Source organism: Stenotrophomonas sp. 109824_Sma (assembly GCF_056480025.1).
Map to the genome: position 1 here is coordinate 4,023,375 of NZ_CM151078.1, position 15,900 is coordinate 4,039,274.

The following is a 15,900-nucleotide window of genomic DNA, read 5'->3' on the forward strand; positions in this document are numbered from 1 at the left end:
GGTCGACACCCACCAGAGCGGGTCATGACATCCGTACCGCGCGCTACCAGTCCGCGCGCAGGCCGATGTTGCCTTCGATGATGCGGCGCTTCTCGTTGCGGTCGCCACCCAACTCGTGCGTGTAATCGGCCACGGCATAGGCGCTGATGGTCCGGTTGAAGCGCCCGACCACACCCACGCCGGCTTCCAGTGCGCGCGAGCGCTGCGAATTGACGATCACGTTATCGTCGAAGCCGATGCGATCCTCGCCGGAACGGCCATGCCAGTAATTGAGCTTGAAATACGGCTGCCAGCCGTTGTCGGCCAACTGGTAATCGCCGGCCAGGCGCAGTCCGACACGGCCCGTCCAGGCATTGTCGTTGTCGAAACGCACGCTCGACACCTCATCGCGGCGGTCGTCCAGCGCGGTGCGCTGCCAGATCACCTGCACCTGCGGTTCCAGCCACCAAGCGGACTGACCGAAGTGCAGCAGCGGCTTGCCGGCTTCCACCGATACGCTGGTGCCATCGCCCTTGATGCCGAAGCCAAGCCCGCGCGAGGAACGTACGCGGCCGTCGTAGCGGCTCTGCATCGCCACGGCGTCGATATAGCCGCCGCTGCTGTCGGTGAACGTCCAGTACAGGCCCACGTGCTTGTCGTCCAGCCGGTTCTGGCCCACCTGCACGTTCTCCCAGCCCAGTGCCAGGCCGGTGGTCTTGCCCTGCGCGCGGGTGCGGCCGACGAATACACCGATCTGGTTGCGATGATTGTCAGACGCTGCGGCCCACACATCCAGACCGGCCTGCAGGCCCATCACATCGCCATCGAAGCCCGGCTGCGCATCACCCTTCCAGTGGATCTCGCTGCTCTGCCCCACCAACCGGCCCCAGGCAGTGCGGAATGCGCCCTGGTTGTACAGCAGGCGCTGCTCGCCCTGCCGTTCGTGGAACGTGCCGAGGCTGGCCAGCGAGGTCTCGCGCAGCAGCGGCGGCACCACGGCGTAGGTGGCGGTCTCCACGCGGTACAGCGGCACCACTGCGCCCTCGGCGGGGCGTGCACCCGGCGTCGGCGGCGCACCGGTACCGGGCAATGCACCACCGGCCACCGGCACGTCCGGCACCGCCGGATCGCTGGGCGGTGCCACCGGCGCCGGTTCCGGTGGCGGCGGTGGCGGCGCGGTCTCGCCCGCGGTCAGGTCCGGATCGGTAGCGCCTTCGGGCGGCGGTGGCGGCGCCGGGGTGATCGGCGGTGGCGGCGCCACCGGCGGCGTCAGTGGCGGTGGCGTGGCACTGCCGCCGCCATTGGGTGCCGGCGTCGGCCCGGTCACCAGCGTCGAGCGCAGGTACCAGTTTTCGCTGGTACCGGCACTGACACCGCCCTTGAACAGGAAGTACTCGTAGGCACCGGCCGCGACCGGTGCGAACAGCGAGAACGCGCCCGGCGCGGTACGGCCACCATTCAAGGCCTGCACCACCAGGATGCCATCGGCCAGCGTGGCCGCGCCGCTGCCGCCGGCATTGAGCACGCCGATGCCGGTGGTACCGGTGGCAGTACCGCCATCAACCACCAGGCGGTCGCTGGTGGAATTGTCCGCGCCCAGCACGGTGCGCAGGTACAGGCCACCACCGTCACCGCGATAGTTGCCGCGCACGGTGAACACATCCCCGGCGCCGGCACCGGTCAGGTCGATGCGTCCGGCATTGACCATCTCCACCAGTGCACCACTGTTGAACGGGCGGATGGCATGCCCCCCACTGCCCGCGTAGACGGTACTGGTGTCATCCACCGTGAGCGTGCCGGTGCCGGTGCCGCTGTCGCCCAGCACCAGATCACCATCGAAGCTCAGCTCGGTGCTGTTGGCCAGGCGGATCGTCTCCCAGTTCTGGAAACGCCCTACGCCCGCGGTCTTGACGTTGCTCAGGTTGAGCTGGTCGATGCCACTGCCACCATCGAACAGCGGTATCGCACCGAGGTTGCCCTGGTTGAGGTTGCTGAGGTTGGCCACGTCATTGTCCGGGCCCATGTCGATCGCGCCGTAGACGATGCCGCCACCATTCCAGTTGAAGGTGTCGTTGCCGGTACTGAGCAGCACCTGGCCACGCACGGTGCCGTCGGTGATGGTCACGCTGTCATTGCCGCCGCTGACGCTGATGTTGCCACCGATGTAGGCCGTACCCGAGATGATGATGGTGTCGGTATCGAAGCCGGTCACCACGTTGCCGTCCACGGTGCCGCCGGACTGGTCCCACAGGTTCTTGTCCAGCTTCATGTTGACGCGGCCGATGCGGCCACCGGTCATCCACGCCTGGTCGCCATCCTCGAACGCGCCGATGATGCGGCCACCGCTCATGCGGAACGTATCGATGTTGTCGCCCTGCTGCAGCGCGCCGATCGTGCCGCCACTCATGACGAAATCGTCGCGGCCACTGCCCTGCGCCACCACACCGGTGACGGTGCCGCCAGTGACGGTCATCTGGTCATCGCCGCTGCCCTGGTCGACGCTGTCGATGGTGCCATTGCTCAGCAGCAGCACATCATTGCCCTCCCCCTGCAGGACACCGCCGGTGATGCTGCCGGCCTGCATTTCCAGGCGATCGTTGCCCGCATCGAACTGTACGCCGGTGCGCCCGCTGATCGTTCCGCTGTTGACCAGCACGCTGTCGCCGGCGCCAACGAACTGCAGGGCCGTGTTGTTGCCGGTGCTGATGCTGCCGGTATTTTCGACGCGGCTGCCACCGCCAAGCTGGACCGCCACGCCACCCACCGAACTGATCGCGCCGAGGTTGGACAGCAGGTGCCCGCCGGCCCCGACCAGCGAAATCGCGCTGCCACCACTGCTCTGTTGCAGTTGTGCCGTGCTGGCGACATTGACGGTGATGCCGGCCGCACCAGTGGCAGCGACGGGGACGGTCTGCGGATTCGGCGCGTTGGCATCGCAGGTGACCGTCTGGCCTGCGGTCGGGGTGGCATTGTCACAGCCGGCCCAGGCGACACTGGCGGTCAGCAGCATGACGGACGGGACAGCCAGGGCCTGCCACACGGAAACAGTGAGGCGGCGCGGGCGGAAAGCGCGCGGGACGGCACGGGACATACAGCACTCCTGGACAGGGGATCAGGAACTGCGGGGATGCGGTACTGCGAAGGCAGTCTGCCGTGTGGTGAATGGTTTCGATAGGTGAAATTGAGTGCCAGTTATCACAGTTCAGATGCGAACTTGATCGGGCATCACCTCGACTCTACGTGGCTGAAACCGTTCATCAAGGCGGCGATCGCAAGCCCGCGGAGAGCGTCCACGCATGGCGTGGATCTACTGACCATTCCGCCTCCATCGCGTTCGCCCCTCGCCCGGTAGATCCACCCCATTCACCGATGAAACACATCGCACAGTAGATCCACGCCATGCGTGGATGAGACCGCCGACACACCGGGTTGATCCACCCCATGCACCGAGGAAACACAGCACACAGTAGATCCACGCCATGCGTGGATGAGGTGCCCTCCCGGGAAGGGTCAGACCCCCTTCCTGCGGAAAGGGATCCGACTCCGTGCCGTCAGATCTTCAGATAGATCTTCCGCCGGTCCAGCCACCACGCCACGCCCCACCACAGCGCGACGAACACCAGCGCCTGCAGCATCGACGCCAGTTCCAGCGACTGCGGCATCGCGTTGGCCAGCTGCTGCCAGATCCAGCCCCAGGCGCCGGTTGCCATCAGCACCACCGACATCACCGATGCCCCCAGGTACGCGGTGATCGCGTTGACCCCGAAGCGCCGGCCCAGCGCCGGCCAGCTCTTCTGGTCGATCAGCACGTGACCCAGCCACAGCGCCAGCGCGGCCAGGCCGCCGGTCCACAGCACATAGCTGGGCGTCCACAGCTGCTTGTTCAGCGGCAGCACCGTAGCCAGCAGCAGGCCCAGCACGCCGGTTGCCACACCCAGGCCGGCCAATGCCGCCGAACGCCCGTTGCGCAGCAGGCCACCGGCAATCAGGCCGAGCACCGTGCTGGCCAGCGCGCCCAGCGTACTCAGCAATCCTTCCGGGTCATGTCCGAGCCCGGTATCGGCATGCCACTGGTAGATCCACGGTGCGAACAGCGTGGTATCCAGGCGGCTGGCCGGATTGGTCCACGGCGCCAGATCGCCGACGCCCAGCAGCAGCACGGTATACCCCACCAGCAGACTGACCAGTACGGCCGCCTGTGCGCGCGGACGGGCATACACGGCCAACACCCCCACCAGCGCCGCACATACCGCGATTCGCTGCAGCACGCCCCAGATGCGGAAGTGATGGGTATGCAGTGCCCACCAGATCAACAGGTGCAGTAACACACCCGCTAGCAGGATGCGCAGCGCGCGCTCCAGCACGCCACGCGCCAGCGCTGGACGTGCAGCGGCATCCAGCGCGCGCGGTGCCACGCTGAAGGCCATCGACACGCCTACCAGGAACAGGAAGAACGGGAACACCAGGTCGGTGGGCGTGCAGCCATGCCATTCCGAATGGCGCAGCGGTGCGAACACCGCACTCCAGTCACCCGGGTTGTTGACCAGCAGCATCGCCGCCACGGTGATGCCGCGCAGGGCATCGACCGAGCCCAGGCGGCGCGGCGGCATACTTCCCTTCAAGGGATCGGCCATCAGGCGGCCTCGTACTGTCCGGCAATCCAGGTGCCACGCACCTGCAGGGCGTCATCCAGCAGGACCAGGTCGGCCTGGTAGCCCTCGGCGATGTGGCCGAGGCGGTCGTCGACGTTGAGGAACTGCGCCGGATAGGTCGAGGCCATGCGCGCCGCTTCGGCCAGCGGTTGGCCCAGCAGCTGCACGGTATTGCGCACGGCGGTGGCCATGTCCAGTGCAGAACCGGCCAGCGAACCGGCGGCATTGCGCACCACGCCATCGATGGCGGTGATGGTTTCGCCATACAGCACGTAGCTGGGATCATCCGCACCGACCGGCGGCATTGCATCGGTCACCAGCAGCAGGCGGCCGCGCGGCTTGGCCGCCAGCGCCACGCGCAGGCTGGCCGGATGCACATGCACGCCATCGACGATGATGCCGATCCAGCTGTCGCGGTCTTCCAGCGCAGCGCCCACCGCGCCGGGCTCACGGCCCTGCAGCGGCGACATCGCGTTGTACAGGTGGGTGAAGCCGCGCACGCCGGCATCCAGACCCTCGCGGATCTCCTCGTAGGTGCCTGCCGTGTGGCCGGCGGCAACGATCACGCCGCGCTCGACCAGCGCACGGATGGTCTCCAGCGGCACGCGTTCCGGTGCCAGCGTCAGCAGGGTCACGCCGTTGTCGAGCGATGCGGCCAGCGCGATCTCTTCTTCGTCCGGCACGCGGAACTTGCTGGCATCGTGCGTGCCCTTGCGCGCCGGCGCGATGTACGGGCCTTCCAGATGGATGCCGATCACGCCCGGCACCCCCTGCGCGATGGCCTCGCGCAGCGCACCGATGGCCTCGCGCATCACGCCCACGTCATCGCTGATCAGCGTCGGCAGCATCGCGGTGGTACCGAAACGACGGTGCGCCTGCGCGATGGTACGCAGTGCCGCCACGTCCGGCGTGTTGTTGAACAGCGCACCGCCGCCACCGTTGACCTGCACATCAATGAAACCGGGCAGCAGCCAGCCCCCGCCCAGGTCCACCTGCTCGGCGGCCTGGCCCAGCTGCGGTGCAGCGTCAGGCAGCAGCGCGCTGATGCGGCCATCCTCGATCACGACCGCCAGATCGTCGCGGAACTCATCGCCGGCGAGAATGCGGGCGTTGCGCAGCACCGTTGCCATCACACCGTCTCCGTAACCTTGTTCAGGTGCGGCGGCAGATCCGGGTTGAAGCCACGACGCAGCGCCAACGCGTTGATCGCGCGATAGAAGCTCTGCACGGTCAGCAGCGGTGCGCACAGCGGGTGCGGCGCGGCGGCCACCGGCAGGTTGCCACCGGCACCGGCCATCCACACCTGCGCGCCACGTGCAGTGAACTCATCGACCACCGCGCGGGTACCGGCTCCGGTCTCATCCGGCTGAGCGAAGGCCAGCACCGGGAAGCCACGACCGACCAGCGCCATCGGGCCGTGCTTGACCTCGGCCGAGCTGTAGGCTTCGGCGTGCAGGCTGCAGGTTTCCTTGAACTTCAGCGCCGCTTCCTGCGCCGCACCCAGGCCCAGGCCACGGCCGAGCACGAACAGGTTGGTGGCATCGACCAGGCCCTCGGTCACCACGCTCCAGTCGCACTGCCAGGCCTCGCGCATCGCATCCGGCAACAGATCCAGCGCGGCGCGCAGGCTGCTGTCCTGCTTCCAGTACGCGGCCAGCTGCAGCAATGCCGCCAACGAGGCCAGGTAGCTCTTGGTGGCCGCCACGCTCTTTTCAGCACCGGCATGCAGCGGAATGACCGTGTCGGCCAGCTGCGCCAGCGGCGAATCCTCGACGTTGACCAGCGCGATCACGCGCGCACCGGCGGCCTTGGCAGCTTCCGCGTTGCGTAGCAGGTCCGGGCTCTTGCCCGACTGCGAAATGACGATGAACAGCGCACCGCGCAACTGCAGCGGCGCAGCATAGACCGACCCCACCGACGGCGAAGCCGATGCGACCACCAGGCCCAGCTGGGTTTCCAGCAGGTATTTGCCATAGGTGGCGGCATGGTCGGAGCTGCCGCGTGCGCAGGTGACCACGAACGGCGGCGGCGCGGCGCGCAGGCTGGCGGCCAGGGTTTCCATGGTGGCGTGGTTGCGCGAGAACTGGCGCGCGACCACGTCGGCCGCTTCAGCGGCTTCGGCGAACATCAGGGTGGACGTGGGGTCTGACAGCGACATGGCAGGCTCAGGCAGGATCGGAAGGAAGGGGGCGTGCGCCGGCCGGGCGCATCGGCGCGGTCGAACCGCGCACCACCAGCTGCGGCACGAAGCCCTGGTTGTGCAGCGGCGCGGGCGCATCGTCATAGGCGTCGCTGCGCAGCTGCGCGATCAGCAGGCGCGCGGCATGGCGAGCGATGTCTTCGGTGGCCTGCTTGGCGGTGGTCAGCGGCGGCCACGACTGGCGCGAGAACGGACTGTCCTCGAAACCGGCGATGGACAGGTCGTACGGCACGTTCATGCCGGCCGACTTCGCGGCGGCCAGCACACCGGCGGCGATTTCGTCGTTGGAACCGAAGATGGCGGTGGGCGGCTCGCGCAGCGCCAGCAGGCGGCGCGCGCCGCGGAAGCCATCGTCGAAGGTGTAGTCGCCCTGCACCACCAGGTGCTTGTCCACGGTCATGCCGTAGTCCTTCAGCGCGGCTTCGTAACCGGCATAGCGCTCGCCCGAGGAACGGTGCGAGATGCCGCCCCAGAGGAAGCCGATGCGCTGGTGCCCCAGCTGGATCAGGTGCTCGGTGATCTCGTAAGCGGCCTCGCGGTCGTCGACGAACACGCAGGCACCGTCAGCCGGGTCTTCGGTGGCGGCGATGATGCGCACCAGCTTGATGCCACGCGCGGTCAACGCCTGGATCAGGTCGCGGCGCTCGGACATCGGCGCGGTCAGCACCAGTCCGGCCAGGCGCGAACGCTGCACCCAGTCGGCCAGTTCATCGGCCAGCAGCGGCGAGCTGGAATCGCAGGGATGGATCTGCAGGCCGAAGCCGGTCTCGCGGCAGGCGGCCAGCACGCCGTTCTGCACGCCGATGATGTGGTACGGGTTCGGGTTGTCGTAGACCAGCCCGATCACGAAGGTGGTGCCGCTGCGCAGGTTGCGCGCGGACGGATCGGGCTCGTAATCGAGTTCGGCGATGGCACGCAGCACCCGCGCACGGGTGGCCTGCATCACCGAGGGCTCGTTGTTGATCACCCGCGAGACCGTCTTCAGCGAGACCTTGGCCTTCTCCGCAACGTCCTTGATGGTCGCTCTGCGCATGGGTTTTCCCTGGGGTTGGCTGCCGTCCATCATCGCCGATCAGGCCTTGTCCTGCGGCAGGCCGGCGCGATGGCCGATCACCGAGTAGAACAGGATGTACAGGTAGCAGGGCACCATCAGCAGCACGAACACCAGCTGGAAGTCGATGTGCTGCTTGAGCACGGCGAACAGCTGCGGAATGATCGCGCCGCCGGCAATACCCATCACCAGCAGGGCCGAGCCGGTCTCGGTGAAGCGGCCAAGGCCGCGGATGGCCAGCGGGAAGATCGCCGGCCACATCATGGCGTTGGCGAAGCCCAGCAGGGCCACGAAGGCCACCGATACGTAGCCGTGGGTAGCCCAGGCGCCGAGGCAGAACACCACGCCCAACACCGCCGAGAAGGTCAGGTAGCGCGACTGCGACACCACGGTGGGAATCACCAGCAGGCCGACCACGTAGCCGACCAGCATCGCGCCCAGAGTGAGCGAGGTGAACATCTTGGTCTGGTCCAGCGGCAGGTCGAAACCATGGCCGTAGGTACCGATCGCATCACCGGCCATCACCTCCACGCCCACGTAGACGAACAGGCACAGCACACCCAGCCACAGATGCGGGAACTGGAAGATGCTGCGGCGCTCGGCGGCACCGGCCGCGACCGGCGTGGCGTTGGCTTCGGACGACTTGATTTCCGGCAGCGGTGAGAACAGCACGGCCACTGCCAGCACCACCAGCAGACCCGCCATGGCCAGATACGGCGTGTGGATCTTGGCAGCGAATTCGTTCAACAACTGCGCTTTGGTGGCTTCATCCGCAGCGGCCACCGTGGCCGAGAGATCACCGATGCCATGCAGCACCACGGTGCCGATCAGCACCGGCGCCAGCATGCCGGCGATCTTGTTGCAGATGCCCATCAGCGCGATGCGGCGTGCCGCCGTCTCGATCGGGCCGAGGATGGAGATGTAGGGGTTGATCGCGGTCTGCAGCAGCGCCAGGCCGCTACCGATCACGAACAGGCCGCCGAGCGCCCCCGGATACCAGCGCTGGGTGGCGAATTCACCGAACAACGCAGCACCACCGGCCATCACCAGCAGGCTCAGGCTGAGGCCCTTCTTCATGCCGGTGCGGCGCAGGATCCACGACGCTGGCAGGGCCAGGAAGAAGTAGGACAGGTAGAACACCATCAGCACCAGGAAGGCGCCGACCTCGCTGAGTTCGAAGGCCAACTTGACGAAGGTGATCAGCGGGCCGTTGAGCCAGGTGAAGAAGCCGATCAGGAAGAACAACACGCCAACGATGGCGATGGAGGTGGCCACGTTCGGGCGCGCGCTTGCAGCGGGGACGGCGGACATCAGGAGGGCTCCTGCGGCGACGGCCGCAGAACGCGGCGTCGGAGAGTGGCTGGGAACAACGTTGTCACATTCTTTCGATGGACAACAGCGGTTTGTCAACTTCCCTGCACGCCCCCGTGAACCTCGTGCTGCACTGCGCAAGCCGATTGCCGTGCACCGCGCTGAATGCGCTGCGGGCCTTGAGCCCCGTGCTGCAACGGTTCCCATGTGAATCCAGCACTCACGCCATGTAAACGTTTACCGCATGCCGCATTCGTTGCGGCGCAGCAACGAAAGTGTCACGAACTCGTTGACATCGTTGTCAGCGGGGTTACAGACTCCGCCCCAATCGCCGCCCCCAATCCCGGGGCCGGCCCCACCTGCAGCAGGAGCCCGCGTGACCGCCAGCCACCCCGCCCCCTCGCATGTCCTGTCCCGCGTCGCGCCCTCGTTCCTGGCCGCCGACGTCGGTGGCACCCATGTGCGCGTGGCCCGGGTCCAGGCCAGCGGTGATGCCGCCCATCCGGTGCAGGTGCTGGAATACCGCAAGTACCGCAACGCCGACCATGCCGGCCTCAGCGCAATCCTGTCCGACTTCCTCGGCGAGGGCCCGCGGCCCACGCATTGCGTGGTCGCCAGCGCCGGCTACGCCCGCGAGGACGGCACGGTGATCACCGCCAACCTGCCGTGGCCGCTGTCGGCACGCCAGGTGGAGGCCGATGTCGGCCTGCAGCGGGTCTACATCGTCAACGACTTCGAAGCAGTGGCCTATGCCGCCGCACAGGTGGACGCCAGCGGCGTGCTGCACCTGTGCGGGCCGGACACCGCCGCGCGTGGCCCGACCCTGGTGGTCGGCCCCGGCACCGGCCTCGGCGCCGCGCTGTGGATCCCCACCGCGCATGGCCCGGTGGTCCTGCCGACCGAAGCCGGCCAGCCGACCCTGGCGGCCAGCACCGAACTGGAAATGGCCATCGTCCGCCACATGCAGCGCGACCGCGCCCATGTGTCGATCGAGCATGCGATCTCAGGCCCAGGCCTGATGAACCTGTACCGTGCGGTGTGCGCGCTGCAGGGGCAGGCACCGACGCTGGCCAGCCCCGATGCGGTCACCGCCGCGGCCATGGCCGATACCGATGCGCATGCGCGCCAGGCGCTGGATGTGTTCTGCGGCCTGCTCGGCAGCACCATCGGCGACATGGCGCTGTTCTACGGTGCCCACGGTGGCGTCTACCTGGCCGGCGGCATCCTGCCGCAGATCCGCGAATACCTGCACGCCAGCACCTTCGTCGAACGCTACCTGCAGAAGGGGCCGATGGGCGAAGCGCTGGCACGCATCCCGGTGAAGGTCGTCGAGCACGGCCAGCTGGGCGTGGTCGGCGCTGCCAGCTGGTACCTGCAGCAGTCGGCCGCCTGACACCGCAACAGGCTTCAACGCAATCGCAGCACGCTGTACGTGGCACGCCAACGCACGGGACTTCGCCGCCGCCCCGCGCATGTCTTCGCAACCGTAACCGAACACCGCCGCCGGCATCCAATCGAGTGATGAGGAGAGACATCATGAACACCCGCAAGACCCTGCTTTCGGCCGCCATCGTCAGCTGCATCGCCTTCAGTGCGCACGCGCAGCAGGCCGCCCCGACCGCCACCGACCTGGACACCGTGACGGTTACCGGTATCCGTGGCTCGATGGAAAAGTCGCTGGACACCAAGCGCGAAGCCAATGCGCGCGTGGAAGTGGTCACCGCCGAGGACGTGGGCAAGCTGCCGGCGCACAACGTCGCCGACACCCTGCAGCGCCTGCCGGGCGTCAACATCAGCTCGTCCAGCGCCGATGAAGGCGGCTTCGACGAAGCCGACCGTGTCAGCCTGCGCGGCACCAGCCCGAGCCTGACCCAGACCCTGATCAACGGCCACACCGTCGGCTCGGCCGACTGGTTCGTGCTCAGCCAGGGCAACAACGTCGGCCGCAGCGTCAGCTACTCGCTGCTGCCGTCGGAACTGGTCAGCTCGGTGGAAGTGAACAAGTCCTCGCAGGCCAAGCTGCAGGACGGCGGCACCACCGGTACCGTCAACATCATCACCCGCAAGCCGCTGGAATTCTCCAAGCAGTTCACCGCTGAAGGCTCGATCGGCATGGTCCGTTCGGACCAGGCCAAGTCGAACGACCCGCAGTACTCGGCACTGTTCAACTACAAGAACGACGAAGGCACCTTCGGCGTGATGGTGCAGGGCTTCAGCCAGAAGCGCGAACTGCGCCGTGAAGCGCAGGAAATCCCGGGTGGCTTCTTCAAGATCGGCGCGGACGATCCGGTCGCCAAGACCAATCCGGACCTGATCGGCGTCAACGTCCCGGGCCTGCTGGGTTCGACCCTGTTCGAACAGACCCGTGAGCGCAAGGGTGGCCTGGTCTCGCTGCAGTTCAAGCCGAGCGACAGCCTCACCCTGGGCCTGAATGGTTTCAGCTCCGAGCTGAAGGCGAACAACTACAACCGCAACTTCATGATGTTCGGCAACAGCTTCGCCAAGTCGCAGGCGCCGGATCCGGGCTATGTGGTCAAGGACGGCGTGCTGACCAACGCCAACTACAAGGGCGTGCCGGGCACCAACTATGCGGTGTACGACATGATCTACCGCGAGTCGAAGGCCAAGTCCAGCTATGTCACCTTCGATGCCGACTGGCAGATCAGCGACAGCCTGACCGCCAAGTTCCAGGCCGGCAGCACCAAGGGCACCGGCGAGACGCCGCGCCAGTACATCGCCGAGGTCACCCTGGCCAACGGCGGCGGCGCCAGCTGGGCCACCCACGGCAATGGCTCGCCGATCGACTGGAATGTCGGCGGCGACCTCTCGCCCAACGGCGTGACCAGCTTCGGCACCTGGGGCAACCAGCAGGTCACGGCTGAAGACAAGGAGAAGTGGGCCACGCTCGACTTCAACCAGTACTTCAATGATGGCGGCGTGCTGAGCTCGATCGACTTCGGCCTGCGTTTCGCCGACCACAAGCGCGAAGCGCTGTCGCCGGAAGGTGCAACCCCGGGTGACATCTGGAGCGCGCTGAAGAACGGTGCCACGGCCAACTATCCGAGTGGCTTTGCCGGTGACATCGGCGGCACCTTCCCGCGCAACCTCTGGTACTTCACCCCGGGCGCGCTGAAGGACGCGGTGACCAACAACTCCACCTGGCTGGCCGGGAATGATGGCCCGACCGGTCGCCATAACTATGGCGCCGAGTGGAAGGTGAAGGAGAAGAACTTCGCCGGCTACGTGCAGGCCAACTTCCGCGGCGACTGGTGGAGCGGCAACGTCGGCCTGCGCTACGTCAACATCAAGCAGGACATCGACACCTACAACGCCGTCAGCAAGGCCGCCGACGCCGATGTCAGCAGCCTGTTCGGCATGTGGGAGCGCCTGGCCTTCCAGAACAAGCGCAACCGTGTACTGCCCAGCGCCAACATCAAGTTCGACCTGGATGACTCGCTGGTGCTGCGCGTCGCCGCCTCGCAGACCCAGACCCTGCCGGACTACTCGGCACTGGGTGCCTCCTCGTACGGTTCGGACCTGAACCGCACCGGCGGCGGTGGCAATCCGAACCTCAAGCCGACCCTGTCGACCAATCTGGATGCCAACCTGGAGTGGTACTTCATGCCGCGCGGCCTGCTGTCGGTGGGCGCGTACCACATGAACCTGAAGGACTACATCGCCTTCGACGTGGTCTCGCGCCAGCTGTACAGCGAACTGACCAACCAGCTTGAGACCTACCAGATCTCCACTCCGATCAATGCCGACGGCAAGGTCACCGGCGTGGAAGTGGCCTACGAACAGCCGATCGGCGAGTACTTCGGCGTCAATGCAAACTACACCTACGCCAACGGCACCACCTCGCACACCTGGTCGGACGGCTCGCACAACCTGCTGGGCACCTCGAAGAACACCTACAACGTGGGTGCCTACTTCGAGAACGAGCGCTTTGGCGCCCGCGTCAGCTATACCCGCCGTTCCTCGTTCCTGATCAGCCTGTCGGGCACCAACCCGTACTACCAGGATGACTTCGGCACGCTGTCGGCTTCGCTGAGCTACAAGGCCACCGACTGGCTGAGCATCACCCTGGATGGCCTGAACCTCAACAACCCGACCTACAAGTACTACCAGACCGCGGCCATCCCGACCTCGTTCTACAGCAACGGTCGCCAGTACTACCTCAACTTCCGCTTCAAGTACTGATCCAGCGGCGGCAACATCGCCGAGTCGTGCACGCACGCCGGGCCTGGGTCATTCCGGGCCCGGCGTTTTTCATGTATAGCGTTCATCGCACCGTTCCAAGGAGTCGTTCCGATGGTCAAGCCTTCCCGCGCCCGGATGCGCAGCGCACTGCTGCTGGGCAGCCTGCTCGCGATGTTGCCGGCACTGCCGGCACTCGCCGCCGATCCCACGCCGGCTGCTGAAGCACCGGGTCCGCAGCTGCGTGCCGGCAGCCTGATGCTGATTCCCGCTCCGGCCACGGTGCGGCCCGGCCAGGGCAGCGGCATCACCGTGCGCGCCGATACCGTGCTGCAGGCCGAAGGCGAAGCCGCGCAGCGCGTCGCCAGCCAGTTCGCCGATCTACTGGCCCGCAGCGGTGGCCCGCGACTGGCACTGGCCAAGGGCAAGGCCGCAGCCAAGACCGGCAGCATCCGCTTCCAGATCGTCCCGACCTTCCGCGACAGCGGCGAAGGCTATACGCTGGAAAGCACCGCGCAGGGCGTGCTGGTGCAGGCCGGCAACGAAACCGGCCTGTTCTATGGCGCGACCACGCTCGCCCAGCTCGCTACCGGCGGCGGTAACGGAGTGCTGCCAGCGGTGCAGATCCAGGATGCGCCACGCTTCAGCTGGCGCGGTTTCATGCTCGACTCGGCACGGCATTTCCAGAGCCTGGACGAGATCAAGCGCGTGCTCGACGCAATGGCCGCGCACAAGCTCAATACCTTCCACTGGCACCTCACCGATGACCAGGGCTGGCGCATGGAGATCAAGCGCTACCCGAAGCTGACCGAAGTGGGCAGCTGCCGCCTGCCGGCCGGCGACGGCGGCATCGATCCGGCCAGCGGCCAGGAGCATCCGTACTGCGGCTTCTACACGCAGGACCAGATCCGCGAAGTGATCGCCTATGCCGCGAAGCTGCATATCCAGGTGATTCCGGAAATCGATGTGCCGGGGCACGCGACCGCAGCGATCGCCGCGTATCCGGAACTGGGTTCGATCAATACCCCGCTGAAGCCGATCAGCGAATGGGGCGTGTTCCCGAACCTGTTCAACGTGGAAGACAGCACCCTCACCTTCCTCGAGAACGTGCTGGAGGAAGTGATCGAACTGTTCCCGGCCAGGTACGTGCACGTGGGTGGCGACGAGGCGGTCAAGGACCAGTGGGAAGCCTCGAAGCAGGTACAGCAGCGCATGCGTGCACTGGGCATCAAGGATGAGATGGCCATGCAGAGCCACATCATCAAGCGCCTGGAGACGTTCCTGGAGGAACACGACCGGCGCCTGATCGGCTGGGATGAAATCCTCGAAGGCGGTCTGCCGCCACAGGCCACGGTGATGTCGTGGCAGGGCACCGAAGGTGGCCTGGCTGCGGCCAGTGCCGGGCATGACGTGATCATGTCGCCGGTCGGCTACCTGTACCTGGACTACCTGCAGACGGCCTCACCGAACGAACCGCCGGGCCGTCCGACCCAGGTCAATCTCGGCAAGCTCTACAACTTCGAGCCGGTGCCGGCCGAACTGGCCGCCGACAAGCGCGGGCACATCCTCGGCCTGCAGGCCAACATGTTCACCGAACACACGCGCAGCTATGCACGCCTGCAGCACAACCTGTTCCCGCGCCTGGCCGCCGTGGCCGAGACCGGCTGGAGCACGCCGGAACACCGCGATTTCCGCGATTTCCTCGCACGCCTGCCGGCGCAGCTGCAGCGCTACCGTGCCTGGGGCCTGGCCTATGCGCAGACCCCGTTCGAAGTAGGCGTGGACTACACCGATGATCGCGCGAAGAACACCGTGAGCGTTTCGCTGGCCAATCCGCTGGGTTATGAAGTGCGCTACAGCACCGATGGCCAGCCGGTGACCGCGCAGTCGCCGCTGTACCAGCAGCCGCTGACGGCGCAGCTGCCCGCGACCGTGCGGGCCGCCGCGTTCTACCAGGGCCAGATGCTGGCCGCGAAGCCGACGGTCGCAGACTTCACTGCGCAATCGCTGCTCAGCCGCCGCAGTGATGAACTGCTCAGCTGCGTAGGCAAGAAGGGGCTGGTGCTGCGCCTGGAAGACGATGGCCCACGCGAGGGCGCCCGTGCAGTGTTCAACGTGGACATCTTCCAGCCGTGCTGGCGCTGGCCGCAGGTGCAGCTGGACGGCATCGGCAGCGTGGAAGTGCGTGCAGGTCGCATCCCGTACTACTTCCAGCTGGCCCACGACGAACCCAAGCGTCGCTTTGAGAAGGCCAAGCGCGCGCATGGCGAGATGCTGGTGCGTCGCGGCGACTGCAGCGGCAAGGTGCTGGCCGAAGTGCCGCTGCCGGCCAAGCCGGATGCCGATGGCTTCGTGACCCTGCGTGCGACGCTGCCGAAGGGCACCCAGGGTAACGGCGACCTGTGCATCAACTTCACCGGCGATACGCGCCCGGCGATGTGGGTGCTGGATGAGGTCACGCTGGGGAAATGACGGCGGTTCTGTCCTGGTGGGTGCCGACCTTGGTCGGC

Annotated in this window: 9 protein-coding genes; 3 read left to right on the top strand and 6 right to left on the bottom strand. The window is 66.7% G+C overall.

What is annotated here, in order from left to right; genetic code table 11:
- Positions 1 to 43: 43 nt before the first annotated feature.
- From ACZK1G_RS18855 to ACZK1G_RS18880, 6 genes are all read right to left on the bottom strand, one after another.
- Complete coding sequence (locus ACZK1G_RS18855; protein WP_197659416.1) at positions 44 to 3,070, bottom strand: autotransporter family protein; 3,027 nt, start codon at positions 3,068 to 3,070, stop codon at positions 44 to 46.
- Between the two features lie 460 nt (positions 3,071 to 3,530).
- Positions 3,531 to 4,613 (bottom strand): acyltransferase family protein, encoded by a 1,083-nt coding sequence (locus ACZK1G_RS18860; protein WP_233490801.1) that lies wholly within the window; start codon positions 4,611 to 4,613, stop codon positions 3,531 to 3,533.
- Complete coding sequence (gene nagA / locus ACZK1G_RS18865) at positions 4,613 to 5,761, bottom strand: N-acetylglucosamine-6-phosphate deacetylase (protein WP_101766084.1); 1,149 nt, start codon at positions 5,759 to 5,761, stop codon at positions 4,613 to 4,615. The genes ACZK1G_RS18860 and nagA overlap by 1 nt, the downstream gene beginning before the upstream one ends.
- Positions 5,761 to 6,789, bottom strand: a complete 1,029-nt coding sequence (locus tag ACZK1G_RS18870; RefSeq protein WP_049442851.1) for an SIS domain-containing protein — start codon at positions 6,787 to 6,789, stop codon at positions 5,761 to 5,763. The genes nagA and ACZK1G_RS18870 overlap by 1 nt, the downstream gene beginning before the upstream one ends.
- A gap of 7 nt (positions 6,790 to 6,796) precedes the next feature.
- Complete coding sequence (locus ACZK1G_RS18875; RefSeq protein ID WP_006391719.1) at positions 6,797 to 7,864, bottom strand: LacI family DNA-binding transcriptional regulator; 1,068 nt, start codon at positions 7,862 to 7,864, stop codon at positions 6,797 to 6,799.
- 39 nt (positions 7,865 to 7,903) lie between these two features.
- Entirely contained in the window at positions 7,904 to 9,193 is a 1,290-nt protein-coding gene (locus tag ACZK1G_RS18880) for a sugar MFS transporter (protein WP_049442850.1), read from the bottom strand.
- A gap of 376 nt (positions 9,194 to 9,569) precedes the next feature.
- On the opposite strand from ACZK1G_RS18880, the gene ACZK1G_RS18885 reads away from it, so the two are divergent.
- From ACZK1G_RS18885 to ACZK1G_RS18895, 3 genes are all read left to right on the top strand, one after another.
- Complete coding sequence (locus ACZK1G_RS18885) at positions 9,570 to 10,586, top strand: glucokinase family protein (protein ID WP_101766085.1); 1,017 nt, start codon at positions 9,570 to 9,572, stop codon at positions 10,584 to 10,586.
- A gap of 143 nt (positions 10,587 to 10,729) precedes the next feature.
- A complete protein-coding gene (locus ACZK1G_RS18890) occupies positions 10,730 to 13,393 on the top strand; it encodes a TonB-dependent receptor (RefSeq protein ID WP_049442848.1) in 2,664 nt (887 codons plus the stop codon).
- Positions 13,394 to 13,504: 111 nt separating this feature from the next.
- Positions 13,505 to 15,862, top strand: coding sequence for a beta-N-acetylhexosaminidase (locus ACZK1G_RS18895; protein WP_101766086.1), 2,358 nt, complete (start codon positions 13,505 to 13,507; stop codon positions 15,860 to 15,862).
- Positions 15,863 to 15,900: the final 38 nt, after the last annotated feature.